General features: G+C 68.3%; 20 protein-coding genes. 8 read left to right on the forward strand and 12 right to left on the reverse strand.

Annotated elements, in window-relative coordinates; all coding sequences use genetic code 11:
- Positions 1 to 9 precede the first annotated feature (9 nt).
- Genes AC3EF3_RS04545 through AC3EF3_RS04560 form a run of 4 tightly spaced genes read left to right on the forward strand, consistent with a single transcriptional unit; the run spans position 10 to position 3916 of the window.
- On the forward strand, positions 10 to 1398 hold the full coding sequence (locus AC3EF3_RS04545) for a phosphomannomutase/phosphoglucomutase (protein WP_488530964.1): 1389 nt from the start codon (positions 10 to 12) through the stop codon (positions 1396 to 1398).
- Positions 1399 to 1441: 43 nt separating this feature from the next.
- The gene (gene waaC, locus AC3EF3_RS04550; RefSeq protein WP_488530965.1) at positions 1442 to 2410 is read left to right on the forward strand and encodes a lipopolysaccharide heptosyltransferase I; all 969 of its coding nucleotides are present in this window, start codon (positions 1442 to 1444) and stop codon (positions 2408 to 2410) included.
- Positions 2407 to 3663, forward strand: a complete 1257-nt coding sequence (locus AC3EF3_RS04555) for a 3-deoxy-D-manno-octulosonic acid transferase (RefSeq protein ID WP_488530966.1) — start codon at positions 2407 to 2409, stop codon at positions 3661 to 3663. Before waaC ends, AC3EF3_RS04555 begins: the two co-directional genes overlap by 4 nt.
- Positions 3664 to 3697: 34 nt before the next feature.
- Positions 3698 to 3916 carry a hypothetical protein gene (locus AC3EF3_RS04560; protein WP_488530967.1) on the forward strand — a complete coding sequence of 73 codons (219 nt, stop codon included), beginning with the start codon at positions 3698 to 3700 and terminating at the stop codon, positions 3914 to 3916.
- Between the two features lie 21 nt (positions 3917 to 3937).
- On the opposite strand, the gene AC3EF3_RS04565 is transcribed toward AC3EF3_RS04560, so the two are convergent.
- Positions 3938 to 4840: a LysR family transcriptional regulator gene (locus tag AC3EF3_RS04565; RefSeq protein ID WP_488530968.1), complete on the reverse strand. Its 903-nt coding sequence runs from the start codon at positions 4838 to 4840 to the stop codon at positions 3938 to 3940.
- Positions 4841 to 4929: 89 nt separating this feature from the next.
- Here AC3EF3_RS04565 and AC3EF3_RS04570 point away from each other — a divergent pair, with 89 nt between their 5' ends.
- Both AC3EF3_RS04570 and AC3EF3_RS04575 read left to right on the forward strand, forming a co-directional pair.
- The gene (locus tag AC3EF3_RS04570) at positions 4930 to 5997 is read left to right on the forward strand and encodes a tartrate dehydrogenase (protein WP_488533735.1); all 1068 of its coding nucleotides are present in this window, start codon (positions 4930 to 4932) and stop codon (positions 5995 to 5997) included.
- 28 nt (positions 5998 to 6025) lie between these two features.
- Entirely contained in the window at positions 6026 to 6979 is a 954-nt protein-coding gene (locus AC3EF3_RS04575; RefSeq protein ID WP_488530969.1) for a tripartite tricarboxylate transporter substrate binding protein, read from the forward strand.
- Here AC3EF3_RS04575 and AC3EF3_RS04580 read toward each other — a convergent pair whose 3' ends face one another.
- From AC3EF3_RS04580 to AC3EF3_RS04605, 6 genes are read right to left on the reverse strand one after another with little or no spacing between them, the layout of a single operon-like run.
- Entirely contained in the window at positions 6980 to 8326 is a 1347-nt protein-coding gene (locus AC3EF3_RS04580) for a TolC family outer membrane protein (protein ID WP_488530970.1), read from the reverse strand.
- 54 nt (positions 8327 to 8380) lie between these two features.
- Entirely contained in the window at positions 8381 to 8716 is a 336-nt protein-coding gene (locus AC3EF3_RS04585; protein WP_488530971.1) for a rhodanese-like domain-containing protein, read from the reverse strand.
- The gene (locus AC3EF3_RS04590; RefSeq protein ID WP_488530972.1) at positions 8716 to 9381 is read right to left on the reverse strand and encodes a protein-L-isoaspartate O-methyltransferase family protein; all 666 of its coding nucleotides are present in this window, start codon (positions 9379 to 9381) and stop codon (positions 8716 to 8718) included. The genes AC3EF3_RS04585 and AC3EF3_RS04590 overlap by 1 nt, the downstream gene beginning before the upstream one ends.
- A gap of 22 nt (positions 9382 to 9403) precedes the next feature.
- A complete protein-coding gene (locus tag AC3EF3_RS04595) occupies positions 9404 to 12595 on the reverse strand; it encodes an efflux RND transporter permease subunit (protein WP_488530973.1) in 3192 nt (1063 codons plus the stop codon).
- A gap of 1 nt (position 12596) precedes the next feature.
- Positions 12597 to 13733, reverse strand: coding sequence for an efflux RND transporter periplasmic adaptor subunit (locus AC3EF3_RS04600; RefSeq protein ID WP_488530974.1), 1137 nt, complete (start codon positions 13731 to 13733; stop codon positions 12597 to 12599).
- Entirely contained in the window at positions 13730 to 14428 is a 699-nt protein-coding gene (locus AC3EF3_RS04605; RefSeq protein WP_488530975.1) for a TetR/AcrR family transcriptional regulator, read from the reverse strand. The genes AC3EF3_RS04600 and AC3EF3_RS04605 overlap by 4 nt, the downstream gene beginning before the upstream one ends.
- A 120-nt stretch (positions 14429 to 14548) precedes the next feature.
- On the opposite strand from AC3EF3_RS04605, the gene msrA reads away from it, so the two are divergent.
- A complete protein-coding gene (gene msrA / locus AC3EF3_RS04610) occupies positions 14549 to 15088 on the forward strand; it encodes a peptide-methionine (S)-S-oxide reductase MsrA (protein WP_488530976.1) in 540 nt (179 codons plus the stop codon).
- Between the two features lie 29 nt (positions 15089 to 15117).
- Here the strand turns inward: msrA and AC3EF3_RS04615 are convergent, their stop codons facing one another.
- Positions 15118 to 15498 carry a tautomerase family protein gene (locus AC3EF3_RS04615; RefSeq protein WP_488530977.1) on the reverse strand — a complete coding sequence of 127 codons (381 nt, stop codon included), beginning with the start codon at positions 15496 to 15498 and terminating at the stop codon, positions 15118 to 15120.
- Between the two features lie 92 nt (positions 15499 to 15590).
- Here AC3EF3_RS04615 and AC3EF3_RS04620 point away from each other — a divergent pair, with 92 nt between their 5' ends.
- Positions 15591 to 16448 (forward strand): LysR family transcriptional regulator, encoded by an 858-nt coding sequence (locus AC3EF3_RS04620; protein WP_488530978.1) that lies wholly within the window; start codon positions 15591 to 15593, stop codon positions 16446 to 16448.
- Positions 16449 to 16481: 33 nt separating this feature from the next.
- Here the strand turns inward: AC3EF3_RS04620 and AC3EF3_RS04625 are convergent, their stop codons facing one another.
- The 4 genes from AC3EF3_RS04625 to AC3EF3_RS04640 all read right to left on the reverse strand — a co-directional run bounded on the left by AC3EF3_RS04625 (position 16482) and on the right by AC3EF3_RS04640 (position 19978).
- Positions 16482 to 17237: a metal ABC transporter permease gene (locus AC3EF3_RS04625; RefSeq protein ID WP_488530979.1), complete on the reverse strand. Its 756-nt coding sequence runs from the start codon at positions 17235 to 17237 to the stop codon at positions 16482 to 16484.
- An 82-nt stretch (positions 17238 to 17319) separates the two neighbouring features.
- Positions 17320 to 18237 (reverse strand): metal ABC transporter substrate-binding protein, encoded by a 918-nt coding sequence (locus AC3EF3_RS04630; protein ID WP_488530980.1) that lies wholly within the window; start codon positions 18235 to 18237, stop codon positions 17320 to 17322.
- Between the two features lie 11 nt (positions 18238 to 18248).
- Positions 18249 to 19616, reverse strand: coding sequence for a hypothetical protein (locus tag AC3EF3_RS04635; RefSeq protein ID WP_488530981.1), 1368 nt, complete (start codon positions 19614 to 19616; stop codon positions 18249 to 18251).
- A gap of 74 nt (positions 19617 to 19690) precedes the next feature.
- Entirely contained in the window at positions 19691 to 19978 is a 288-nt protein-coding gene (locus tag AC3EF3_RS04640; RefSeq protein ID WP_488530982.1) for a hypothetical protein, read from the reverse strand.
- Positions 19979 to 19992 lie beyond the last annotated feature (14 nt).

Here is a 19992-nt window from a genome sequence, read left to right on the forward strand (position 1 = left end):
ATCGCACTCATGAAGTTCTCCCCTTCGATCTTCAAGGCGTATGACGTGCGCGGGGTCGTCCCCTCGACGCTCAACGATGAAGTCGCCGAAGCGCTCGGCCATGCCTTCGGGACCATCGCGCGCCGCGAAGGCGAGAAGACGGTGGCGGTGGGCCGTGACGGGCGGCTGAGCGGCCCGGCCTTGTCGGCGGCGCTGGTGCGCGGGCTGGTGGCCTCCGGCGTGGACGTGATCGACATCGGCATGGTGACGACGCCGATGCTCTACTTTGCGACCAGCACCTTGTGCTCCAGCGGCATCCAGGTGACGGGCAGCCACAACCCGAAGGACTACAACGGCTTCAAGATGGTGATGGCCGGCCGCGCCATCTACGGCGAGGAGATCCAGGCGCTGCGCCGCCTGATGGAAGAGGGCCGCGGCGCCACGGGCGACGTGAAGCCCGGCAACGTGCGCAACGTGAACATCCTCGCACCCTACCGCGACCGCATCGTTTCCGACGTGAAGCTCGCCCGGCCGATGAAGATCGTGGTCGATTCGGGCAACGGCATCGCGGGGGCGTCGGCCCCCGGCATCTTCCGCGCGCTCGGGTGCGAGGTGATCGAGCTCTACAGCGAGGTGAACGGCGATTTCCCCAACCACCATCCGGACCCGAGCAAGCCCGAGAACCTGCGCGACCTGATCGCTGCCATCAACACGCATGGGGCCGAACTGGGCCTGGCCTTCGACGGCGACGGCGACCGGCTGGGCATCATCACTCGCGGCGGCAACAACATCTATCCGGACCGCCAGATGATGCTGTTCTCGCGCGACGTGCTTTCGCGCGTGCCGGGCGGCACCATCGTCTTCGACGTCAAGTGCACGCAGCGCCTCGCGCCGGCGATCAAGGACGCCGGCGGTGTGCCGCTGATGTACAAGACGGGCCACTCGCTCATCAAGGCCAAGATGAAGGAAGTGAACGCGCCGCTGGGCGGCGAGATGAGCGGCCACATCTTCTTCAAGGAGCGCTGGTTCGGCTTCGACGACGGCACGTACGCCGGCTGCCGGCTGCTCGAGATCCTCTCGCGCTCGCAGGACCCGAGCGCCGTGCTGGACAACCTGCCCACCAGTTTCTCGACGCCGGAGCTGAACGTGAAATGCGCCGAGGGCGAACCCCATGCGGTGGTCGAGAAGCTCAAGGCGAACGCGAAGTTCGCTGCGCCGGCGCAGGTTTCGACGATCGACGGCGTGCGCGTCGACTGGCCGGATGGCTTCGGGCTGGTCCGCGCGTCGAACACCACGCCCGTGCTGGTGCTGCGCTTCGAAGGCCACACGCCCGAGGCGCTGCACCGCATCGAAGCCGACATGCTCTCCCTGCTGCGGCAGGTGAAGCCGGACGCGGCGATCCAGACGGCGGCGCACTGAGGTCGCCCGGCCGGCGCCGGGATGGCAGGCACAATGTCGCCCCGTGAGGATCCTCATCGTCAAACTCTCCTCGCTCGGTGACGTGGTGCACACCATGCCGGCCGTGCAGGACATCCGCGCGCGGCTGCCCGATGCGCGGATCGACTGGGTCGTGGAGAAGGCCTTTGCGCCGCTGGTGGCGCGCTGCGAAGGCGTGGGCGAAACCATCCCTTGCGAGCTGCGGCGCTGGAGCCGCGCGCCCCTGTCGCACGAGACGCGGCACGACTGGAGAGCCTTCCGCCGGCAACTGCGCAGCGAACGCTACGAGGCGATCGTCGACCTGCAGGGCCTGACGAAGTCCGCGCTCATTGCGCGCGCCGCGCGCACCGCCGAAGGGGGCCGGCGCTTCGCGATGGCCAACCGCACGCATGGCGCAAGCTACGAAGCGCCGACGCGCTGGGTGGCGGACGTCGCCATCCAGCTCGACCCGCAAGTGCATGCCGTGCAGCGTGCGCGCGAGATCTGCGCGCGTGCGTTGAACTACGACATCCCCTCGCAGCTTCGCTTCGGACTGCAGGCGCAGGCGCCGGCGGCCCGAGGCAACGCGATCTGCTTCGTCCACGGCACCTCGCGCGAGGACAAGTGCTGGCCGCTCATGAACTGGGTGCTGCTGGGGCGGCGCCTGATCGCGCAGGGCCACACGATCGCGCTGCCGCACGGCAACGACGAGGAGCGCGCGCGCAGCGACTGGATGGCGCACGAACTGGGCGACGCGGCGCAGGTGTGGCCGCGCCTGGACCTGGGCGCGCTCACGGACCGCCTTGCCGGCTGTGCGGGCGTGATCGGCGTGGACAGCGGCCTGAGCCACATCGCCGTGGCGCTCGACCTGCCGCACGTGCAGATCTACAACTTCGAGACGGCGTGGCGCACCGGGCCGGTCGATGCGGCGAAGCAGCGCGCCGTGTACGCGCAGCCCACACCGGCGGTCGACGCCGTGTGGGACGCGTGGCAGGCCGTGAAGGGGGCCGCATGATCGTGCAGCGCCTCTACACGTTGGCCGTGATCGGGGCGCAGCCCCTCGTGAGGCGCAAGCTGCGGCGGCGCGGCCGGGCCGAGCCGGGTTACCTGCAGCATGTGGACGAGCGGTTCGGGCTTTACCGCGGCGCGCCCGCGGAGCCCGGCGCGTTGTGGATCCATGCGGTGTCGCTCGGCGAGACGCGCGCGGCCGCGATCCTCATGGACCAGCTGCGCGCACTGAAACCGGACATCCGGATCCTGCTCACGCACGGCACGGCGACGGGCCGCGCGGAAGGTGAGCGCCTGCTGCGCGAAGGCGACATGCAGGCGTGGTTCCCCTGGGACACGCCCAAGGCCGTGCACGGCTTCCTCAATCACTTCCGTCCCGGCGCCGGCGTGCTGATGGAAACCGAGGTGTGGCCCAACGTGGTCTCGGCATGCAAGGCGCGCGACATCCCGCTCGTGCTCGCGAACGCGCGCCTGTCGCAGAAGTCGCTGGCACAGACGCTGCACCTCGCGCGGCTGGCGCGCCCTGCGTACGGGGCGCTCTCCGCCGTGTGGGCGCAGACCGAAGGCGATGCCGAGAGGCTCTCGCTGGCAGGCGCCACGGTGAAAGGCGTATTCGGCAACCTCAAGTTCGACGCGACACCCGATCCCCAGCAGCTCGCCCAAGGACTGCGCTGGCGCGAACAGCGGGGGCGCCCGGTCGTGATGTTCGCCAGTTCGCGCGAGGGCGAGGAGGCGCAGTTCTTCCGCCTGCTGCGCGACATGCGCGAGGGCGTTCAATGGCTGGTGGTGCCGCGCCATCCGCAGCGCTTCGACGAGGTCGCGGCGCTCGCGCAGCAGCACGGGCTTGCGGTTTCGCGTCGCAGCTCGTGGATCGATGCCCCGCGCGATGCGGACGTGTGGATCGGCGATTCGCTCGGCGAGATGGCCATGTACTACGGGCTCGCGGATGTCGCGCTGCTGGGCGGCAGCTTCGAGAAGCTTGGCGGGCAGAACCTGATCGAAGCGGCGGCCTGCGGCTGCCCGGTCGTGATGGGGCCGCACACCTTCAACTTCGCGCAAGTGGCGGAGCTGGCCCAGGAAGCAGGCGCCGCGCTGCGCGTGCAGGACATGGCGGAAGGTGTTCGCACGGCGGTGGCGCTGGCCACGGATGCGGCACGCCACGAGAGCGCCGTGCGCTCGTCCCGCGCGTTTGCCTCGGCCCACCAGGGCGCGGCGCGAAAGACGGCGCAGGCGGTGCTTGCCCTGATCGCGCGACAATGACGATGCCTTGCAACGATACACACCCGAAGCTGCCATGAATCCAGTCAAAGTCATTGCCGTCGTCCTCATCGTCGGCGGCATCCTCGGACTCGCTTATGGCGGGTTCACCTACACGAAGGACACGACGGTCGTGAAGCTCGGTCCGCTCGAGTTGTCCGCGCAGGAAAAGCAGACCGTGAACGTGCCGATCTGGGCCAGTGTCGGTGCGATCGTCGCAGGCGGCTTGCTGCTCGTCTTCGCCGGCAAGAAGTAGTCCGCGCCGGGCGTCCGCGCCTCACCGCTCCACCGCAAAGTACCGCTCCAGGTGTTCCACGAACGCCTGCACGCGCATCACCCCCGCGTGATGCGCCGGATACACCGCATGGATGTCCGCCGGCGGCGTGTCCCAGGCCTGGAGCACCTGCTCCAGCCGGCCGCTGCGCAGGTAGCGTGCGACATCCCATTCCGCGCGCAGCACGATGCCCAGCCCGTTCAGCGCCCAGTTCACCGCCACCTCGCCATCGTTGGTGCTCAGGTGCCCGCGCAGCCTCACGGTCTCGGTGCGGCGGCCGCTCTTCAAACGCAGCAGCCCTTGCGCTTCGTCGGCCTGGCGGATCGAGATGAAGTTGTGGCGGGCCAGCTCCTGCGGCGCCTGCGGCGCACCGGTGCGCGCGAGGTAGGCGGGCGACGCGCACAGCAGGCGGCGGTTGGACGCGAGCTTGCGCGCGACCAGTCGCGAATCGGGCGGCTCGCCGAAGCGGATGCCGACGTCGTACGCGTCCTCGGTGATCGGCGGCGGCGACGCACTCAGCTGCAGGCGCACGTCCACGCGCGGGTACTTGCGCGAGAAGGCGGCGATCGCCGGGCCGATGTGCATGCGGCCGAAGCCCAGCGTGGCGTTCACGCGCAGCAGTCCGGCGGGCTGTGCGCGGGCGCCCTGCAGCTCGCGTTCCAGCGAATCGATCTCGTCGAGGATGCGGCGCGCGTTCTCCAGGTAGGTGCGGCCCGTGTCGGTGAGCGCGAGCCGCCGCGTCGTGCGGTGCAACAGGTTCGCGCCCAGCCGCGCTTCCAGCGAGGACAGCCGCTTGCTCACCGCGGCGGTCGTGATCTGCAGTTCGCGCGCCGCGGCCGTCAGGCTGCCGCAGCGCACCAGCAGGGCGAAGAACTGCATGTCCTGTGACGATGTGGCCTGCGTCATTGTTGAATCCCGGTTCAAGGATGCCTTGAATTGTGCTCCGTACCGCGCTCTGCCCGCGTGCCTACAGTGAAGCCACCATGACCCATGCGATGAAGACGTACAAGGTGGCCTGCATCCCCGGCGACGGGATCGGCAAGGAAGTGGTGCCCGCCGGCCAGGAGGTGCTGCAGGCGCTCGCGCAGGCCGGGCCGGGCTTCCGCTTCGAGTTCACCTCCTTCGACTGGGGCGGCGACTACTACCGCCGGCACGGGAAAATGATGCCGGACGACGGGCTCGATGCCCTGCGTCCCATGGACGCCATCCTGTTCGGCTCGGCGGGCGATCCGCACATTCCCGACCACGTCACGTTGTGGGGCCTGCGCCTGAAGATCTGCCAGGGGTTCGACCAGTACGCCAACGTGCGGCCGACGCGCATCCTGCCGGGCATCGATGCGCCGCTCAAGCGCTGCGGGCCGGCCGACCTCGACTGGGTGATCGTGCGCGAGAACTCCGAGGGCGAGTACGCGGGCGTGGGCGGCCGCGCGCACCAGGGGCACCCGATCGAAGTGGCGACCGACGTGAGCATGATGACGCGCGCCGGTGTCGAGCGGATCATGCGGTTCGCCTTTCGGCTCGCGCAGTCGCGGCCGCGCAAGCAGCTCACGGTGGTCACCAAGTCCAATGCGCAGCGCCACGCGATGGTGATGTGGGACGAGATCGCGCTGGCCATCAGCCGGGAGTTCCCCGACGTCGAATGGGACAAGGAACTGGTCGACGCATGCACGGCGCGCATGGTCAATCGGCCGGCGTCGCTGGACACGCTGGTCGCGACCAACCTGCATGCCGACATCCTGAGCGACCTGGCGGCCGCGCTCGCCGGAAGCCTGGGCATCGCGCCCACCGGCAACGTCGACCCCGAGCGGCGCTATCCGAGCATGTTCGAGCCGATCCACGGCTCCGCTTTCGACATCATGGGCCAGGGCCTGGCCAATCCCATCGGCACCTTCTGGAGTTGCGTGATGCTGCTCGAGCACCTGGGCGAGCGCGAGGCCGCCGCCAAGCTGATGCGAGCCATCGAATCCGTCACGGCCGATGCGCGCCTGCACACGCGCGACCTCGGCGGCACGGCGGGCACGGCACAAGTCACCGAAGCAGTCCGCCAGCGGCTGCAGTCCTGAGCTGGCAATTCCGAACAAGGAGACAGGCATGAGGAAGTCGATCTGCGCACTGGCCCTGGCGGCCATCGCGCCGCTTGCGCTGGCGCAAGCCGTGCAATGCCCCGACAAGAACGTCTCGTACTGGCAGGCCTTCCCGCCGGGCGGCGAGTCGGACCTGTCCGCGCGCCACCAGCAGGTGGTGCTGCGCAAGAAGTGCCCCAGCGTCGATGCCATCATCCAGTACAAGGCCGGCGCGGGCGGCGCGCTGATGTGGACGCAGATGAACCAGCTGCCCGGCGACGGCTACAACGTCGTGGGCATCAACCTGCCGCACATCGTCTTCCAGCCGATCCAGGGGGACGTGCAATACAAGACGGCCGACGTGACGCCCGTGTTCTGGTTCCACTTCACGCCCGACACGCTCGTGGTGCCCGCGTCGAGCCCGATCAGGAACTTCCAGGAGTTCGTCAATGCCGCGAAGGCGAACCCGGGCAAGTTGAGCCTCGCGGGCTCGGGCCAGTATTCCGCCAACCATGCGGCGCATGAGCGGCTCGATGCCGCCTTCGGCATCAGGACGCTGTACGTGCCGTTCAAGGGCACCGGTGACCTCGCCACGTCCGTGATGGGCGGCCAGGTCGACGGCGCGATGACGTACACGCCCTTCGCGATCAACAACAAGGAGCGTGTGCGGCCGCTCGCCGTCGCGATGGACAAGCGCCATCCCTTGATGCCCGACGTGCCCACCTTCAAGGAGCTGGGCGTGGACTGGGTGGACGGCGCCTACCGGGGCATCGGCGTGCCGAAGTCCACGCCGCCCGAAGCGCGCAAGCGGATCTCGGACCTGTGGCGCGCGCTGAACAACGACCCCGAGATGAAGGAGCTGGCCGCCAAGAACGGCTTCGAGCTGATCAACGTCGGGGTCGAGGAGATGGACGCCTTCATGGCGTCCAAGACCAGGCTGTACACCGAAGGCGCGGCCCGGATGGGGCTGGGGAAGAAGTAGTTACTTCCCCGCCGGCGGCGACACCACCAGCGTATTCAGCTTCGCCAGATCTTCGGGCGTCAACGTCCCGTTGGCCTGCCGCAGCTTCAGGTGCCCAAGCAGCACGTTGTAGCGGGCTTGCGCCAGGTCTCGTTTGGTCTGGAACAACTGGCTTTGGGAGTTCAGCACGTCGATGTTGATGCGCACGCCCACCTGGTAGCCGAGCTGGTTGGCCTCCAGCGCGCTCTGGCTGGACGCCTCGGCGGCCTCGAGCGCCTTCACCTGGCTCTGGCCCGACATCAGGCCGAAGAACGCCGTGCGCGTGGCCTGCGCGATGGTGCGGCGCGTGTTCTCCAGGTCGGCTTGCGCCTTCTCCTCGAGGGAAAGCGTTTCACGGATGCGGTTCTGCGTCGCGAAGCCGGCGAACAGGGGCATGTTGAAGGACACGCCCACCGTCCCCGTGTTGGCGCGCGTCGAGGCGGGAATGCTCGTCGTGCCGTTCGGGTTGCGCGTGACGTTGTAGCTCGCGACGAGGTCCAGCGTCGGCTTGTGGCCGGCCCGGGCCTTCTCGGTCTCGAGCTGGGCGATCTCCACGTTCGCGCGTGCCTGGGCGATCGAGGGGCTCGTGTCCTCGGCCTGTTGCACCCACACTTCGGCGTTCTCGGGTTGCGGCGGCGGCAGCGTGGTGACGGCCAGCGGGTTCGGCTTGACGTCCGGCTTGCCGACCAGCGAATCGAGCGCGAGCTTCTTCACGCGCAGGTCGTTCTCGGCGGCGATCTCCTGGGCGGTGACCAGGTCGAAGCGCGCCTGGGCCTCGCGCGTGTCGGTGATCGTCGATGTGCCGACCTCGAAGTTGCGCTTGGCCGAGGCGAGCTGCTCGTTGTTCGCCACCTTCTGGGCGCGCACGAAGGTCAGCGTGTCCTGCGCCGCGAGCACGTCGAAGTACGCCTGCGCAACGCGGATGATGAGGTCCTGGCTGGCGGCCGTGAGCTGCGCCTGCGCCAGCTCGACCTGGCGCTTGCCCTGCTGGTAGGTCGCGAAGTTCGCGGGCCGGTAGAGCGGCTGCGACGCGCTCACGGTGCCGGTCTGCGTGGTGGAGGAGAACTCCACATTGGGCACCGTGTTGTCCAGGTGGCTGCGCGTCACGCCCGCGGCGAGATTCGCAGTCGGCAGGATGCCGGCCTTGGCCTGCTCGGCGCGATACAGGTTGGCGTCGTACTGCGCCTTGGCCGATTGCCAGGCGGCGTCGTACGTGCGCGCCGACTCGTACAGCTCCAGCAAGCTTTGTGCGTGCACGGGCATCGCGAACGCAGCCGCCAGGATCGCGGGCAGGGGCAGCACGCGGAAAGAGGTCCGCAGTTTCTTCATGGGTCCGTCCTCAAGTCATGTCTTCGGTCATCGCTCGACACCGCCGGCTTGTGGCTAGTAGCGTGGAACGCTCGGGTCGAGTTCCTGCGACCAGGCCTCGATGCCGCCCGCGATGTTCGCGAGGGTGTCGAAGCCGTTGGCTTGCAGGAACATGGCAACTCGCATGCTGCGGTTGCCGTGGTGGCAGAGAACCGCCACCGCTCGCCCCGGGTCCAGTTGGCCGAGACGGCCCGGGATCTCGTTCATCGGGATGTGCACCAGCTCGAAGCCTGCGGGCTTCACGCTGGCCGCCTGCACTTCGACAGGCTCGCGTACGTCCAGGACGACCGCGTCCGCGCCGTGCGACTGGATCCACTGGGACAGTTCGGAGGGGCGGACTTGTTCGATCATCAGAAGGTGAATTTCGAGGGTTCGGGAAAGTGCGCCAGGCGCGGGGCGTTGATGTCCCACGGCTGCGCCGTCGTGTAGGTGGTCTCGCCGGTGCGTGTGATCAGCGTGAAGCGCATGATCGGCTCCGAGCCGGTGATGGTGGCCAGGCGGCCGCCGACCTTCAGCTGCGAGAGCAGGGCGGGCGGCACTTCGGCCACGGAGCCCGAGAGCACGATCGCATCGAACGGGGCCTCGGTGGACAGGCCGTTGGCGCCGTCGGCCTCGCGCACGTCGACGTTCGTGATGCCCGCGCGCTGCAGGTTCTCCCGTGCCATCTTCGCGAGTTCGGGCTTGAGTTCGAGCGAGATCACCCGCTGCGCCTTGCGCGAGAGCAGGGCGGCCATGTAGCCGGAGCCGGTGCCGACCTCCAGCACCTTCTCGTGGCCCTTGAGCTTCAGGTCCTGCAGCATGCGCGCCTCGACCTTGGGCTCGAGCATGCGCTCGCCGCCGGGCAGGGGAATCTGCATGTCGACGAAGGCCAGCGCCTTGTGCGCCAGCGGCACGAAGTCCTCGCGGCGCACCTGCGACAGCAGACCCAGGATGTCGAAGTCGAGCACGTCCCAGGGACGGATCTGCTGCTCGATCATGTTGAAGCGGGCGCGTTCGAGGTCGATCGGGGCGTTCATGGCGTACTTTTCGGTTTGCAGGTCAGGACAAACCGTCGATTTTAGAGGCCGGCACAGCTTGTGCCCCGGAGCCGCCCGATCGGGCGGTGCCGCGCCACTTCGCGCGTGCCCAGCCGGCCAGGTCGTCCAGGTAACAGTAGACGACCGGCACCACCACCAGTGTCAGCAGCGACGAGGTGATCACGCCGCCGATCACGGCCTGACCCATGGGCGCGCGCTGCTCCGAGCCCTCGCTCAGCGCGAAGGCGAGCGGCACCATGCCGAAGATCATCGCCAGCGTCGTCATCAGGATGGGGCGCAGCCGCACCTTCGCCGCGTGGAGCAGCGCCTCGCTGCGCTCCATGCCCTGCTCGCGCATACGGATGGCGAAGTCCACCAGCAGGATGGCGTTCTTGGTCACCAGGCCCATGAGCATCACGATGCCGATGATCGAGAACATCGAGATGGTGGAGCCGAAGAACAGCAGGGCGAGCACTACGCCGATCAGCGTAAGGGGCAACGACGTCATCAGGGCCAGCGGCTGCAGGAAGCTCTTGAACTGGCTCGCCAGGATCATGTAGATGAAGATGATCGCCATCGCCAGCGCCGAGACGGCGTACCCGAACGATTCGGCCATGTTCTTGGTCGAGCCGCTGAACTGGTAGCCGTAGCCTGGGGGGAAGCTGATGGTGTCCAGCACCTTGCGGATGTCGGACGACACCTCGCCCGCCGAGCGGTTGTAGACGTTGCAATTGATCGCCACTTCGCGCGTCAGGTCGCGCCGGTTGATCTGGTTCGGGCCGGTCGATTCCCTGACGTCGGCGACCTGGCTCAGGCGCACGATGCGCGAGCTGCCGTCGGCGTTGCCGGCGACGGCAAACGGCAGGCGGGCGAGGTCTTCCGGCTGGTTGCGCGCGTCGGGCGCGAGCCGCACGTTGACGTCGTAGGTCTGGTCGTCGGGCGCGCGCCAGTTGCCCACGGTCTGGCCGGCGACGAGGGTGCGCAGCGAGGCGCCGACCTGGGCGACCGACAGGCCCAGGTCCGAAGCGGCATCGCGCTTGAGGTCGACCGAGACCACCGGCTTGTCCGGCTTCACGCTGGAGTCGAGGTCCACCAGGCCCGGCACGGTGCGGATGCGATCGCTCACGAGGCGCGACAGGCTCTCCAGCTCCTTCAGGTCGGGGCCCTGCAGCGAGAACTCGATCTGCTTGTTGCCGCCCACCGCGTCGAGCAGCCCGACGTGCGTCACGGTGATGCCCGGCACCTGCTTGAGCCGCTCGCGCAGGATGCCCGACATCTGGTCCACGCTGCGCGCGCGCTCCTTGCGGTCGACCAGCCGCACGTAGACCGACGCGTAGATCTTGCCCTGCGCGTTGCCGGTGTTGATGGTCGAGAGCGTGTAGCGCACCTCGGGAAACTCGCGCACGATCGCTTCGACCTGCCTGGCTTTCGCCTCCGTCACTTCGAGTGACGAGCCGACCGGCGTGTAGAAGTTGATCGAGGTTTCGGAATAGTCCGCCTTCGGCACGAACTCCGTGCCCAGCAGCGGCACCATGACGATGGACAGCACGAAGATGCCGATCGCGAGCAGCACGGTGACGAGCTTGTGGCCCAGCGACCAGCGCAGGATGTCCTGGTAGGCGTGCCCGAGCCCGTCGGTGACGCGCTCGAAGATGTGGGTGACGCGGCCGATGGTCTTGTCGTACAGCGTGACGGCCTGCAGCGGCTTGCCGTGGCGCTCGATCTCCGGGTCGTGCCACACCGAGGAGAGCATCGGGTCGAGCGTGAAGCTGACGAACATCGAGATCAGCACCGCCGCGACGATGGTCACGCCGAACTCGTGGAAGAACTTGCCGATGATGCCGCCCATGAAGCCGATCGGCAGGAACACGGCGACGATCGAGAAGGTGGTGGCCAGCACCGCCAGCCCGATCTCCTGCGTGCCGTCCAGCGCGGCGGGGTAGGGTCCCTTGCCCAGCTGCACGTGGCGCACGATGTTCTCGCGCACCACGATCGCATCGTCGATCAACAGGCCCACGCACAGCGACAGCGCCATCAGCGTCACCATGTTGATCGTGAAGCCGAAGGCGTACATGAACAGGAACGTGCCGATGATCGAGATCGGCAGCGTCAGGCCCGTGATGACGGTGGAGCGCCACGAGTTCAGGAACAGGAACACGATCAGCACCGTGAGCGCCGCGCCTTCGATCAGCGTGCGCCGCACGTTCTCCACCGACACGCGGATCGGCCGCGAGCTGTCGGTGATCTCGGTGAGCTTCACGCCGGGCGGCAACTGCTTGTCCATCTCGGCGATGGTCTTCTTCAGGCCCTGGACCACCTCGATGGTGTTCTCGTCCTGCGACTTCTGCACCGTGAGCGCCAGCGTGCGGCCGCCGTTGTAGAGGGCCAGGCTGTCGATCTCCTGCGCGCCGTCGGCCACGTGCGCCACCTGGTCGACGCGCACGGGCGCGCCGTTCTTGCGCATGACGATGATGCGGCCGAAGTCCTCGGGCCGCTTCATGCGGGCGTCCACCTGCACGGTGCGGTCCTGCGCCATGGAGCGGATCGCGCCGACCGGCAGGTCCTGGTTCTCGTTGCGCACGGCGGTCGCGACCTGGTCGGCTGTGACGCCGAAGGCTTCCATTGCGGCCGGGTTCAGGTAGATGTTGATCTCGCGCTTGGTGCCGCCCACCAGGTTCACCGAGCCGACGCCGCGCACGTTCTCCAGCCGCTTCTTCAGCACCTGGTCGGCCCAGTTGGTCAGCTCCACCGCGTCCATCGCCTTGCCGCGCGTCGCATCGGGCAGCACGGCCACCGACCAGATCGCGCGCGCCGACGGATCGAAGCGCACGACCCGCGGCTCCTTCACCTCATCGCGCAGCGTCGGCCGGATCGAGGCGATCTTCTCGCGCACGTCGTCGGCCGCCTTGCGGCCATCGACATAGAGCTGGAACTCGAGGATGACGACCGACTGGCTCTCGTAGCTGCGCGAGGTGAGGGCGTTGATGCCGGCGATCGAGTTGACGCCTTCCTCGATCTTCTTGGTGACCTCGCTCTCGACGATCTCCGGCGAGGCGCCCGGGTAATCGGTGATCACCACGACCACCGGGAAGTCGATGTTGGGGAACTGGTCGACCTTCAGCCGCTGGTAGGAGAACAGGCCCAGCACGACGATGGCGAGCATCAGCATCGTCGCGAAGACCGGGTTCTTCAGGCTGACGCGGGTGAACCACATGTCAGGGTGCAGGAGCCTTGGTGAACTTCACGGCCGTGCCTTCGCGCAGCGGCCCGAGCGCGCCCTTGATCACCACGGCGCCGGGCGCCAGGCCCTTCACCGCGACCATGGTCTCCCCCTCGGCCTGGCCGCGCCCACCCAGTTCCACCGCCTTGTGCGCGACCTTGTCGTTCTCCACGACCTGCACATACGGCGCGGGCTTGTCGGTGCGCACCGCCGCCAGCGGCACGGCCAGCGCGTTCATCCGGCCGGTGCCCAAGGTGCCTTGCGCGAACAGGCCCTGACGCAGTCCGGTCACATCCTCGACCTCGAGGTAGGCGAGCACGCTGCGGCTGCCGGCCTGCGCCGTCGGGTTGATGCGCACGACCCTGGCGGGCACGGGCTGCGCCCGGCCCTCGATCTGCAGCGCCGCCTTCTGGCCGACGCGCACGTTCACCGAATCGGCCGCCGTGAGCGTCGCCTCGAGCTCGAGCCGCGACAGGTCGACGATCTCGATCACCTTGGCGTCGATGCCCACGCGCTCGCCGGGTTGCGCCACGCGCTGCGACACGCTGCCTGCGATCGGCGCGCGCAGCACCGTGTCGTCGAGCGATTTCTTCGCGACCTCCACGGCCGCCACGGCCGCGTTGTAGGTCGCCTGCGCGGCGGTGAAGTTGTTCCAGGAGGTGTCCAGCGCGGTCTTGGAGATGAAGCCCTGGTCCACCAGCTTCTTGTTGTTGTCCCACTGGCGCTGGGCGATGTCGATCTGCGCCTTGGCGGCGTCGGCCTGCTCCTGCGCCTGCTTCACGCGCGCGAGGTACTCGGTGGCGTCGACCTTCGCGATCACCTGGCCGGCCTTCACGACATCACCCTCGCGCACCGTCAGGCCCTGCAGCTCGCCGGCCACGCGGGCCTTGACCACCGCGGAGTTCACCGCGCGCAGCGAGCCGGAGATCGGCAGCCCTTGTTCGAGCGCCACTTCGCGTGCTTTCACGACGTCGGTGGCCGCAAGTTCCACGACACTTTGCACCTTGGCCGTCGAGGCCTGCGCGACCGCGTCCTGCTGCGCGCGCCGGGCCGACAACGCCCGCACCACACCCAGCGCGATGGCCAATGCGAACACCGCGATGCCGATCCAGAGGTATCGGCGCTTGGTCATTTCTTCGCGCCCTTGCCTGCGGGCTTGTCTTCGGGCCGCGCAACCAGGCCGTGCAACAGCGTCTCGACCTGCGAGTGGACATAGCGTTCGGGGTCGATCGCCTGGTCGAGCGGCATGCAGGCCCCCAGCGAGTGCTTCATCATGATCAGGAAGATCATGGGCGCGACGATGGAGAAGGACACGTAATCCATGTCCGTCACATGGAACTCGCCGCGATCGACACCGCGCTGCAGGATGCGGCGGATCAGCTTCTCACCCGGCGCGATTACTTCCTGGTGGTAGAAGGCCGCGATCTCGGGGAAGTTGCGCGCCTCGCTGATGATGAGCTTCGTGATGCCCGACGCGCGCGTGGCGCCGATGCGCTCCCACCAGACCTTCATGCAGTAGCGGACCATGTCGGCGGAGCTGCCCTCGAAGTGCTCGAACTCGTCGTTCCATTCGGCGAAACGCCCCGAGATGTTCTCGCGCACCACGGCCTTGAAGAGTTCTTCCTTGCTCGGGAAGTAGAGGAACAGCGTGCCCTTGGATACGCCGGCGCGCGCGGCCACCTCCTCGGCTCGGGTGGCGGCAAATCCTTTTTCGACGAACAGGTCCAGCGCGGCATCGAGCAGCTCGCCCGGCCGCGCCTCCTTGCGGCGCTCGCGCTTGGCGGCCGGCTCGTCCGACCGCACGCCGATCAACTTTGAGAGGGACATGGAAGTTACTGACTGACTGGTTAGTAATGTAGCCTGGCCGGCCGCGAGGGTCAAGTTTCGCGGCTGTAAAGCGGAACCCCGCCGCCCGACTAAAGTGCATCACCCACAAAGGACAGACAGATGAGCCAACTTCAGACGATCGCCCTGGGCGGCGGATGCTTCTGGTGCACAGAGGCCGTGTACGTGAAGGTGCGCGGCGTGACCGATGTCGAATCGGGCTACAGCAACGGCCAGGTGGAGAACCCGAGCTACCAGGACGTGTGCACGGGCACGACGGGCCATGCCGAAGTCGTGAAGCTCGAATACGACCCGGCGCAGGTCAGCACGCGACAGATCCTGGAGATCTTCTTCACCATCCACGATCCGACGCAGTTGAACCGGCAGGGCAACGACACGGGCACGCAGTACCGCAGCGGCATCTACTACACGACGCCCGAGCAGAAGCGGGAAGCCGAAGCGATCATCGCGGAGCTCACGCAGGACAAGGCGTGGGACCAGCCGATCGTCACGGAAGTGCAGCCGCTCGCGAACTACTGGCCCGCCGAGGAATACCACCAGGACTTCTTCGAGAAGAACCCGCACCAGGGGTATTGCCTGGCGATCGCGGCGCCGAAGGTGGCGAAGTTCCGGAAGACCTTTCGGGAGTTGGCGAAGGACTGATAGCACTGATTGCAGTGACGGCTTTCGCCTCAAGCGAACGATGCAACGCCGTTCCCGAGCGACCAGTTCTCTTTCGCGGCTTCGAGGAAGTTGATGAACACGTCCTCCGGCCGGATGCCGGGACTTTCCCGCAGCAGCTCCACGGCCCGCCGATAGAACGCCTTCTTCTGCTCGGCCGTGCGCGTGTCGAACACGGTGATCTGGATATACACGAGGTCGTCGCTGCGTGAGATGCCGAGATAGGACGCGCCGTAGCGGAAGTTCGAGGCGTCGTGCTCCGTGATCGTCATGAACTGGTCGTCCTCGGGGACGCTCAGCGCTTCGCGCAGGGCGCGGTAGACGCTGTCGAAGATGGCCTGGCGCCAGGCGTCCGGCTTTCCGGCACGCAGCGAAATGTGGGCGATCGGCATGGTGGCTCCTTTCGGTTTCGTTCCTCGAACGGTAAGAGCCGTCCACCTATCCAACAAGCTATCACACTGGATATCAGTGATAATCGTTTGAAATGATTGAACGGCCCCTCGACTTGGACACCGTCCAGGCCTTCATCTGCATCGCCGACTTCGGCAGCTTCACTCGCGCGGCCGAAGTGCTGGACACGACACAGGCGGCGGTCAGCCTGAAACTCAAGCGCCTGGAGCGGCGCCTGGGCTGGCGACTGGTGGAGCGCACGCCACGCTACGTGCAGCTCTCCACGCGCGGTGCGGCGTTCCTGGAACACGCGCGCGAACTGCTGGAGACGCACGACCGCGCGCTCGGCGCGTTCGCCGCGACGCGGCAGCGGCTCACCATCGGCATCAGCGACCATGTCGCAGGCCCGGAGCTGCCCAGGCTGATCGCGCGGATGAACACGCAGGACCCGCAGCTCGTGATCGAGATCCGGATCGGCTCGTCGGGGGACTTGCTGCAGAGCTTCGACCGGCGCGAGCTCGACACGGTGATCGTGCGCCTGCACGCGGGCCGCAGCGACGGGCAGCTCCTCGCGGAAGAAAAGTTCGGTTGGTTCGCGGCGCCGGGCTGGCAGCATCGGGCGGGCGAGCCACTGCCGGTCGCGACGCTGGCGGAACCCTGCGGTGTGCGCGTCATGGCCTCGCAATACCTCGACAAGGCGCGTGTGCCGTGGACCGAAATCTTCGTCGGCGGCGGCGTCGCTGCCGTGTCCGCGGCCGTCATGGCGGGGCTTGGCGTCGCCGCATTGGCGCCCCGCATGCTGCCGTTCGGTGCCGTCGACGTCGGGCCCAAGCTCGGCCTGCCCGAGTTGCCGCGTTTGCCGGTGCTGCTTCATACGCGCGTGAAGCGCGGCCGGCCACACGATGCGCTCACCGCGCTCTCGGCTGCCTTCAAGAGCGCGGTGCGCGGTTAGCCCCTGGATCCCGGCTCGAGCCGGGGATGACAGCTAATGCGGGATCAGCATCGCATACACCGCCCCCATCCCCGCCAGCGCACACACGACGATCGCGCCTGACGGCAGATCGAAGATCGCCGACAGCGCCAATCCCAGCGCGTAGCCGATCGCGCCGAGCGCATACGCGGTGAGAAGGCGCGCGCGGCCCGCACCCGATCGCGTGGCCAGCGCCGGCACGATCAGGCTGCAGAACACGAGGTACACGCCGACGATCTGCACCGAGGCGGTGACTGCGATCGCGAACACGCCGTAGAAGCCGAAGCGACCGAATCGTCGCACCGCGCCGGCCAGCATGGCGGCGAGCAGCAGCGCCGTCACGCCCGCCAGCCACGCGAGCTGCGTCGTGCTCACCCACAGGATCTGGCCGACGAGCAGGTCCTTCAGGTGCTCGCCGCCGTGCGGGTTGCTCGCGAGCAGCACGATGCTCACGCACGCCGCCAGCACGAACAGCACGCCGATGAAGGCCTCCTGCTGCTCGGCGGCGCGCTGCTCCGTCCAGGTGAGCAGCAGCGCGCCGAGCAGCGCAGCGCCCACCGCGGCGGCCTGCGTCCACACGCCGCCTTCGGGCAGGCCGAGCGCCATCGCGACGATCACGCCCAGCCCCGCGATCTGCGCAATCGCCAGGTCGATGAAGACGATCCCGCGCTCCAGCACCGCCATGCCCAGCGGCACGTGCGTGGCAAGCACGAGCAGGCCGGCGATGAGTGCCGGGCCGAGGATGGTCCAGTCGAGTGCGGACCAGTTCATTTCAGCCTCCGCCGAGCCGGCTCAAGGAGGCTGAGGCCCCCTCGGGGGGCAGCGGATCTGCGAAGCGAGGAGCGTGGGGGCATCATTTCTTCGCGGCCGCGGCAGCCACGAGGCGCGCGACCGTGTCGTCGAACAGGGCGAACAGGTCCTTCGCCTGCTCGGTGCCGCCGACGGTGAAGGGGATCTTCACCGCGGGAATGCCGGCGTTCTGCGCGAGCCATTCGGACGCGCGCGGGTCCTGGTAGGCCGCGTAGAGCACCATGCGCGCGGGCGTGGCCTTCAGCGTCGCGAGCACGTTCTGCAGATGCGAGGCGCTGGGCTCGACACCCGGCTTGGGTTCGAGCACCGCCACTTCCTTCATGCCGAGCCAGTCGTACAGGTACACGAAGCCCTTGTGCTGCGACACCGCCGCAACGCCTTTCAGCGGCGCGGCCTGCGTGGCCCAGCGCGCCATCGCCTGCTGCCACTTCTGCGAGAAGTCGGCGCCGCGCTGCTGGTACTCGGTGGCGTGGGCGCCATCGAGCTGCTGCAGCCGCTGCGCGAGCGCGGGTGCGACGGCTGCGATGTTGCGCGGGTCGGTCTGGATGTGCGGGTTGCCGGCGGCGTGCACGTCGCCTTGCGAGCGATCGACACTGGTGGGGATCTCGAGCAGGCGCACGTAGCGCGACGCCTCGAAGTTGCCGGGCTGGCCGGGCTGCACCTTCGCATTGCCCGATTGCTGCAGCAGCACCGGCAGCCAGCCGATCTCGAGTTCGGCGCCCGTGCACACGACGAGGTCCGCGGTGCGCATGCGCGAGATCAGGCTCGGCTTGGCCTGGATCTGGTGCGGGTCCTGCAGGCCGCTGGTCGCGACGGTGACATCGACGAGGTTGCCGCCGATCGCCTGTGCCAACGAGCCCCATTCAGGTTCGCAGGCGAAGACGCGCAGGGCGGCGTGCGCGGGCGAGGCCATGGCGGCCAGCGCCGCGGCCGCGAGAAGGAAACGATGGATCTTGTTCATGCCTGTGTCTTTCAGAAGCTGTGCGCGCCATGGGCGCCGAGGCTCATCTGGTACTGGAGCGACCACTGGTTGTCGGCGGCGCCGGGCCGGGCGCGGTCCTGCGCGTATTGCAGCCGCACACGCGAAAACTCGCTGGGACTCCAGTCGAGCATCACGCTGTTCTTGCGCGGCTTCCACGATTCGCTCGCGAACAGGGCCGCGTTGAAGCCGTAGTCGGGCGTCCCGGGATCGAGCCGCTCGGTGCGCAGGCCGACCCGCCAGCCGCGCGTGAACTGGTAGACGCTCTGCAGGTACCAGCCCGATTGCACGGCGCGATAGGGGCCGGCCACGGGCGCGCCGTCCGCATCGGCTACCAGGGTGCCGTCGCGCGTGCTGTGCAGGTACTCACCCTGCAGCTTGAAGTTGGTGCGCGTGGCGTTGCCATGGGGCGCCCACTTCCATACCGCGTCCGCGATCCACACGCGGCTGCGGCCGCTGAAGGCGTCCTCGCGCGACGCCAGCGCCGGATCGAGCGAGGCGATGCGCTGGTCGTTCGCCTTGGCGTCGAGCAGCGAGACGCCGGCGCGCCAGCTCGAGCTGTCACCGATATCGCCGCCCGCGTGCAGGGCGAGTGCCGTCGCGCCGGCGCCGTTGCGCGAGCTGTCGGTGCCCGGGTAGCTGCGTCCGCGGCCGACCTCGCCCCGCAGTTCGAGGAACAGGTCCGTGGGCGCGAGCCACGACACCTGCACGCCGTCGTCGGCGAATTGCGTGCCCAGCATCGCCTGGTAGGCGAGCGGTGCATCGACGAAGTCCCACACGTGGGCGTGCTGCGAGTTGAGATAGCCGATCGAGGAGAGAAAGCGCCCGGCCTTGAGCGTGAGCCCGTTGCCCAGCGACGTCGTCTGCACGAAGGCCTCTTCGACCGAGACGCTGTTGTCCGGGTGGAAGCTGATGTTGGCGCTGCCGCTGAACCAGGGGTCGATGTTGGCGGAGATACCGAGTTCCGTTTCGGCGAGGCTCAAGCCGCGCGTGCCGGGGCCGACCTCCGCGTCCGGGGGCAAGGCGAAGCCGCTGAGGCGGTACGTGGCCGGGTCGCGGCTGGCGCGCGTGTACTGGCCGGAGAGGATCAGCGACAGCGCCGGATTGAAGCCGGTGCCGGACGCAGGCGCGGGGCCGGTGGCCACCGCGACCGGAGCCGGAGCGGGCGCGGGCGCCGGCGCCGGCTGCGCCTGCGCGGCTTCGAGCCTGGCCTCCAGCGCCTTGATGCGCGCTTCGTACTGCGTGCGCAAAACGTTGATCTCCTCACGCAGTGACTGGATGTCGGCCGGGGTCTGCGCGCGCACGGCGCAGGGCAGTGCCAGCGCGAGCGCTAGCCACGCGGCACGAGGGGGAGCATTCATGGATGCGGTTCCTTCTGCTTGCAATGAACGGATCGGGGATGCGGGCGCTCGCGCGCCCGCACGGCGAAACACGGTCAGGGCAAGGCAGGAGGTGCGCGGCTCGAGAACGCGGCGAAGCGCTCGCCGGCCCGCGGCGTTTCCGTCGGGGCGACCGGCGCCGCCGCTTCCGTGTCCAGCAGGGCGAGCGGGGCCACCGCGCTGGTCGCGGCCCCGCCGCTGACCGCCGCAGCCACCGCGCATTCGTCGCAATGGATCGAGACCGGCGCCGATTTGACGTGCGAGACCTCGTGCGCGGCCGCCGCCACCTGGGCCAGCGGCAGGAGCAACGCGAGGAGCAGGGACCAGAGCAGGCGCCGGTTCATGGCCGGCGTATCTT

This window comes from Ramlibacter sp. GS1-15, from assembly GCF_057785015.1.